12 protein-coding genes are annotated in these 5,861 nt (G+C 67.4%); 8 read left to right on the plus strand and 4 right to left on the minus strand.

All coding sequences use genetic code 11. From position 1 onward, the window contains the following. The first annotated feature begins 214 nt into the window (after window positions 1-214). Window positions 215-430 carry a hypothetical protein gene (locus AB0M62_RS34550; RefSeq protein WP_366078301.1) on the plus strand — a complete coding sequence of 72 codons (216 nt, stop codon included), beginning with the start codon at window positions 215-217 and terminating at the stop codon, window positions 428-430. On the opposite strand, the gene AB0M62_RS34555 is transcribed toward AB0M62_RS34550, so the two are convergent. The 3 genes from AB0M62_RS34555 to AB0M62_RS34565 form a co-directional block, all read right to left on the minus strand. Then, window positions 403-612 carry an SDR family oxidoreductase gene (locus AB0M62_RS34555; RefSeq protein WP_366078290.1) on the minus strand — a complete coding sequence of 70 codons (210 nt, stop codon included), beginning with the start codon at window positions 610-612 and terminating at the stop codon, window positions 403-405. The two genes, AB0M62_RS34550 and AB0M62_RS34555, sit on opposite strands and share 28 nt — an antisense overlap. 205 nt (window positions 613-817) lie before the next feature. After that, complete coding sequence (locus AB0M62_RS34560; RefSeq protein ID WP_366078299.1) at window positions 818-1,660, minus strand: phosphotransferase; 843 nt, start codon at window positions 1,658-1,660, stop codon at window positions 818-820. Window positions 1,661-1,809: 149 nt separating this feature from the next. Continuing rightward, window positions 1,810-1,989: a hypothetical protein gene (locus tag AB0M62_RS34565; protein ID WP_366078291.1), complete on the minus strand. Its 180-nt coding sequence runs from the start codon at window positions 1,987-1,989 to the stop codon at window positions 1,810-1,812. A 56-nt stretch (window positions 1,990-2,045) separates the two neighbouring features. On the opposite strand from AB0M62_RS34565, the gene AB0M62_RS34570 reads away from it, so the two are divergent. Then, entirely contained in the window at window positions 2,046-2,294 is a 249-nt protein-coding gene (locus AB0M62_RS34570; RefSeq protein WP_366078292.1) for a hypothetical protein, read from the plus strand. Window positions 2,295-2,606: 312 nt separating this feature from the next. On the opposite strand, the gene AB0M62_RS34575 is transcribed toward AB0M62_RS34570, so the two are convergent. Further along, the gene (locus tag AB0M62_RS34575; RefSeq protein WP_366078293.1) at window positions 2,607-2,744 is read right to left on the minus strand and encodes a hypothetical protein; all 138 of its coding nucleotides are present in this window, start codon (window positions 2,742-2,744) and stop codon (window positions 2,607-2,609) included. Window positions 2,745-2,781: 37 nt separating this feature from the next. On the opposite strand from AB0M62_RS34575, the gene AB0M62_RS34580 reads away from it, so the two are divergent. From AB0M62_RS34580 to AB0M62_RS34605, 6 genes are all read left to right on the plus strand, one after another. Further along, window positions 2,782-3,681: a hypothetical protein gene (locus tag AB0M62_RS34580; protein WP_366078294.1), complete on the plus strand. Its 900-nt coding sequence runs from the start codon at window positions 2,782-2,784 to the stop codon at window positions 3,679-3,681. Window positions 3,682-3,989: 308 nt separating this feature from the next. Further along, window positions 3,990-4,226, plus strand: coding sequence for a hypothetical protein (locus AB0M62_RS34585; RefSeq protein ID WP_366078295.1), 237 nt, complete (start codon window positions 3,990-3,992; stop codon window positions 4,224-4,226). 182 nt (window positions 4,227-4,408) lie between these two features. Then, a complete protein-coding gene (locus tag AB0M62_RS34590) occupies window positions 4,409-4,717 on the plus strand; it encodes an RHS repeat domain-containing protein (RefSeq protein ID WP_366078296.1) in 309 nt (102 codons plus the stop codon). After that, window positions 4,714-5,082: a hypothetical protein gene (locus AB0M62_RS34595; RefSeq protein WP_366078297.1), complete on the plus strand. Its 369-nt coding sequence runs from the start codon at window positions 4,714-4,716 to the stop codon at window positions 5,080-5,082. The genes AB0M62_RS34590 and AB0M62_RS34595 overlap by 4 nt, the downstream gene beginning before the upstream one ends. 111 nt (window positions 5,083-5,193) lie before the next feature. Next, a complete protein-coding gene (locus AB0M62_RS34600; protein ID WP_366078300.1) occupies window positions 5,194-5,262 on the plus strand; it encodes a hypothetical protein in 69 nt (22 codons plus the stop codon). Between the two features lie 108 nt (window positions 5,263-5,370). Next, window positions 5,371-5,739 carry an RHS repeat domain-containing protein gene (locus tag AB0M62_RS34605; RefSeq protein ID WP_366078298.1) on the plus strand — a complete coding sequence of 123 codons (369 nt, stop codon included), beginning with the start codon at window positions 5,371-5,373 and terminating at the stop codon, window positions 5,737-5,739. The last annotated feature ends 122 nt before the right edge of the window (window positions 5,740-5,861 follow it).

Below are 5,861 nucleotides of genomic sequence, written 5' to 3' on the forward strand. Positions count from 1 at the left end.
CGTGTGGGTCTGGCGGCACGCGACGCATCCCGACCATTCGCCCGGCTGAAGCCCCCGCCCGGCCGACCCGGGGACTGACGCCGGGGGCTACGCGCACCACCGGGCACGGTCAACGGCGGAAGGAGGCCTCCCCACCCCTAACGGAAATAGGAGCGAATGTCGCGCTGTCGCCTTCTCAGGGCATCGATACCACTTCTCCAGTGAAGCGGAGACGATGACCTGGCGGTGCGGCCAGGACTGCGGGGCCCACGGCTCCAACCAGTACGCGTCCGCGGAGGACGCCAAGCACTACGCCCGCGCCTTCGACCGCGAGGACAGCGAGGACCTGGGCCCTCGCGCCCCGCTCATCGGACACCCACTCAACTGCGGAACCCCGGGTAGCGGCAGCGACACTTCCCGGAGTCAGCCGATCGCGAGCTGTCCGCCGTGAGCCTGAAGAACCGTGCCGGTGATGTAGCTGGCACGGGAGGTAGCAAGGAACAGAACTGCTTCCGCGATTTCTTCAGGTCTTGCGACCCGTCCCAGTACGGTGGTTCGCCCGATCTCCTGGAGGGTTTCATCCTCTCCTCCGTCCCCGGGGTATAACAGGGCCGGAGGCCACGGCCCTGTCACTCACCAACGTCCAGGTGGAACGCCGAGATGATCTGCCGCGAACCACGCAGCAACTGTCTCAGAAGCAGACAGGAAGCGTTGCCCGTTCGTGACCTCGCGTCCGGATGTGGATGCCCGTTTAGGAGTCCGAGCTAGCCGCTGTACCGTGTCGGGATGCCGCACACGGCGCAGCGGATCGGGGCCCAGCAGCCCCTCTGTCTCGAGTTCAGCCCAGTCCGCAGCGATCGAGTGCAGCACGAACCTGGTTGAGCCCCTCCACTCTCCAGTTGTCCCGGTCAGGCATTTGGTCGTCTCGGCGCCAGCGCCAGGCCGAGAACATCGCCCAGTTCAGGGCGCGGCACCGGTGAGTCAGGCCATGGTCAGCCCCCGCATAGTGCTTTCCCACTTCTTCGGGCGCATGGGCGAGGTCGAACTCGATCGGCCCGCGGCAGCACGTGGCGAGGTCTACGAAGAGCGGCCCTCTCCTCGTGTTGAGGAGGTTGCCCGGATGCGGCTCGCCGTGCAACAGCTGGTCGCCGGCTTTCTCGATGCTGATCGCGGCGCTCAGTCCACTGAGTGTGTTGCTGAGGAGTTCCCGGTCAGAATCGGGCAGCTCGGGGGACTGCTCCCGGTCGTTCACCTCTCTCAGTGCCACGGCGACTCGATCGGTGAAATGCGGTGCGTCCAGATCGATCTGGCGCAGGGCGGCATGGTGCCGTACGAGCACGTGTGCGTAGTCGGCCGGCGCGATCTCTGATCCCACAGGTTCGTAGTAAGTCCAGAGCGAGATGGCGAAGGCAGCACGCAAATAGACTCGGGGGTCGACCCGAGGCTCGAGCTCAGCCACCGGAGCGTCGACGTCGGCGAGACGGCGAGCAACCTCTACTTCGAACCCCGAATCAGCCAGATGCCCCGAAGGTGCGACCCGAGCCAGAACATCGCAAGGGACCAGGCGCAGCGCGACGCGGTCCGAGTTGTGGACGACGACCACATCGTCGACCTGAAGGCCCAGCTCCGAAGCGGTCGCCCGTCCTGCCTCAACTGCGCGACGCAGTTCCAATGGCTCCATACCGTCCTCCCCCAATGTTGAGTACACATACACGTCTGGGGACAACAGCGACGCCCCCGATGTCTTCGCGAACATCATTCGGCACCCAAACCCGGACCCGGCGACAAGCATCGCAAACCAGGAGCTGCACTAGCCGCGCTAACTCCCGGTCATCTTGAGAGCCGGTCCCAATCGGCTCCGCTGTACAGCCGGACGCCCAGCCCCGGGGCAGCTGCCTCGGCCACGACCGCCAGCTCGGCATGGTCGCCCTCGTCGACTAGGGCGACCATGCTCGCGCCGTTCGTTGCCGCGTCCTGGACGGCGAGCAACGGGTCGTCCGACCTCGGCACGCGGACGACGAGGAGTCGGCCACGTCCGCCGTTGTTGGCCCGCCGTCGAACCCGCGTTGCTGTTCGCCATCGACGCCCCGTGGAACAAGCCCGAAGAGGTCGTGAACTACATCCGCGAGGTCAGCCCGCAGCACACCATCGACGTGCACAACGGGATGCTCAGCCCCGCCGGCGAGATGCTCTGCGGGAAGACGATCGAGACGCTGACCAAGCCCGAGCACGCGCACCTGGCCGTTTCGGCGGCGACATCACGCTTTGACCCGCGATCCAGGGACCTCACGGCCGCCGGACAGCGAGCCAACTGATCCCGCCGGACGCCCGGCGTCTTCTTCGTTCCCCCGTTCCGGGCGGGAAGAGGGCGCCGGACACAGCGTGCAGAGCCCGGTGCGGCAGCCCCGGCCGGCGACCGTCGGTGCATGACGCGTGCAGGTGAGACGCCTGGCCACCGTCCTCCCGCCTCTTGCAGCTCATCGCAGAAGGGACCCCTTGTTCGTCCGTACAACTGGCCACTACACCCAGACATTGGCTGAGCACAGCACGTCGCCGTCCGAACCTTCCCACCACAACTCGACGGGCTTCCGCGCGACGCGGACCTCATCACCATCACCGCGGGGCAGTTACTCTAGCCAGGGGCCGGACGCGGGCAGGGCAGTGACGCGGCCCTGACGTCGTGTGGTCTCCTTCTTCTTCAGCTCGAGGTTCTCGTAGCAGAGGTTCGCGGTCACCGTGGCGAGCGCGTCAAGCTTGCCCTGCAATTCGGTCGCTGAAGACTCTCGTGTCGTGCCAGGTGAGTTGTTCGGCGACCGCGATGGCCCGCGCGACGGGCTCGATGATCCACCAGTAGCCGCAGGCACGCCGCCCGGCGGGCTCTGGCAAACCGCAGCACGCTCGCCTACGGCAAGCCCGACGCGCGGTGGGCCAAGGAATTCGACAACCAACTGCAGGTCGCCGCGGCCAAGAAGCTGGTCTCCCTTCTCCCAGGCCCGCCGGGCTGGCCAGACCATCGCGGTCGGTCCCGGCGCCACGCGTTTCCACGCCGGGCTCGACAAGGTCAACGACGTCATCGAGCAGAGCGTCACGCTTCGTGCCCAGCTCGCCGACGACGGCCCCCAACTCCCGCCCGATCAGCGTGGTCAGACCCCGCTATTGGGGGCCTGCCAGCCCGCCCGATGCCGCAACTCGGTGCTGACACTCGCCCATGAGCCGATCTGGCGGATGGAGGAGACCGATCTCGTGGAGCTGTTGAAGAAGCTGTCCAAGACGCTGCGTGAGCAGGCCCTGACCCGGCTCGCCGAGGTTCGCTCGGCAACCACGCAGTTCGACAGGCCGGGAGTCGTCGCCCTTCACTTTCCGAGAGGCGAGCGCAGGGGCGCCGTAGTACTGGGTGAGGGCCCCGCGTTCGATCTCATGGATCTCGCTGTCGCGCATGGCCGTCAGCGCGGCGACGAAGACGTAGCAGGCAGCCCGGAGCATACGGTCCTCGAACGGCTCGCCGAGACCGGACGCAGTCACACCGGCACGGTACGCGACCCGTCCTTCGCCCCGCTCGCCGAGGAGCGGCTCATCCACCGCGACCGAGTCGTGCGCGAATGGCTGGAGAACCCGGACCACTCGATCCCGGTCCACCCTGCGGACGATCAGGTCGCGTGGGCCGGCGAACCGAACTGGACGGAACGCGCTGACGTCGCTTGAGGCCATGGGGTCCCTCGGCGGCGAACAGCACGATGGTACGGCCGTCGGTGGCGAGCTTACTGGCCCGCCGCCAGTTCACTTCGCCGCGACGTGCCCGGCCGCGGTTACGTGCGTTGAGCGGGATGCTGGTGCTCGGATCCGCCAGCCACTGCTCCAGCTCGCGGTCGCTGTCCATCTGCGGCGGCGGTCCGCTGAGTGGGGCGGCCTGGCGGCGGTCACGTTCGGCCAGGATGTGTGGGGCGAAGCGGTCGATGTACGCCCAGGCCGCCCGCAGCAGGGGCCACCAGACCTCGGGCGGGATCACAGGGGTGGACAGCTCATCGGTCCACACCGATTCGGCGACCCGGGCACTCGACTTCCCGGGCCAGGGGTCCTCCAAAGTGGGGACGCCGGTGAGGACTGGCGAGAAGGTGATCTGGTGCCGTATCGAGGAGACCGACTTGCGCACCGTCGAGGGCTCGGTGACCTGCGAGCGCGAGTCGATGTACGCCTGCCAGTCGGCCGATTCCCATAGGCAGAAATCATCCGGCATGTCCTGTTCCTGAGCCCAGGTCCGCAACTTCATCAGCCGAAGCAGCATTGCGCGGTCCTCCGCAGGCCCCACTCTCCGGGAGGCAGGAAAATCCCGGCCTTCTGCAGCGCGGGGTGCGTGGGGTGGAGCATGCAGAACGCGACCTCCCGTACGAGCAGGTTCCAACCGGGTCCCCGAGGAAGTCGCACCGCCACGATGCCTTGTCCGTCCGAGGTCATCAACTCCTCCGGAGTACCGCTGCGGTTCGCGTATGACACGGTCGGCCGTGTCACCTCATGGACGGACACCAACGGCCGCCGATACGACTACACGTATGACGACCACGACCGGTGCATCGCCGAAGGTGGCAGCGAGGGCCATGTAGCGGCGCGGATCGACTACGGCGTCCCGGACCCGTCACCGGCCACCGGCCACCGGCCACCGGCCACCGGCCACCGGCCACAACGGTCACCGACTCCCTCGGACACACCACCCGTTACATCGTCAACGATGTCCATCTGGTGATCTCCGAGACCGATCCGCTCGGCGCGGTCCCCCGCACAGCGCGAGACCGCTTCGACCGCCCGCTCTCACGAACGGATGCGCTGGGCCGTACCACCGAGTTCGCCTACGACGAGCACGGACGCCTGGCCACGATCACGCGCCCGGACGGGCTCGCCTCTGCGGCGACGTACAACGACCTCGGGCTGCCGACCGCCATGGTCACGCCCGACGGGGCGATCTGGCGCCAGTCGTACGACGAGCGGGGCAACCGCACCGCCGTCATTGGTCCAGCCGGAACCGCTGCCCGCTACACCTACGACGAGGGCGGCCGCCTCACTTCGGTCACGGAAGCCCTCGGCGGCACCACTCTCGTCCGCTGCGACTAGGCCGGCCTACCTGTTGAGGTCACCGGTCCACTTGGCGGCGTAACGCGGCTTGCGCGACATGGGTTCGGCCGCCCGGCCGCAGTCACCGATCCCCTGGGAGCCACCACCCGCCTGGAATGGACAGTCGAGGGCCGGGTGGCTCGCCGCGTCGAGGCCGACGGCTCCACGCAGTCCTGGTAGTACGACGGCGAGGGCAACTGCACCAGCCACACTGACGCAAACGGCGCGACCTCCCGCTTCGAGCACACGCACTCCGACCTGCTGTCTGCCCGGACGGGTCCGGACGGCGTGCGATACACCTTTGAGTACGACACCGCCCTGCGGCTCACACAAGTGACCAATCCACAGGGCCTCAGCTGGAGTTACACCTACGATCCGGCAGGCAGACTGACGTCCGAAACGGACTTCAACAGCTGGACCGTCAACAACACCCATGACGCCGTCGGCCGACTGGTCTCACGCACGGACGCGCAGGGTCGCACACTGCGCTACGAGCACGACGCCCTCGGAAATGTCACAGCCAAGGACGCGGACGGCACAGTGACACGATACGAGCATGACCGTGCCGGGCGGCTGGTCCGAGCGGTCGGCCCGGACGCCGAGGTGTCATACCAGCGTGACCGCACCGGCCGGATCACCGCCCGGGAATGGCGCTGACGCCGCAGCGGCGAGGCCTGCCTACCAGCCGTACCGCCGGACGCCAGTTCAGTGGCGTGCGGCGGTACTAAATCTGCCCTCCCCCAGCAAACAGGAAACCAGAGGTTGTGGAATGGCAGAAA

The organism is Streptomyces sp. NPDC051219 (genome assembly GCF_040682335.1).
In the GTDB taxonomy this organism is placed as follows: Bacteria; Actinomycetota; Actinomycetes; order Streptomycetales; family Streptomycetaceae; genus Streptomyces.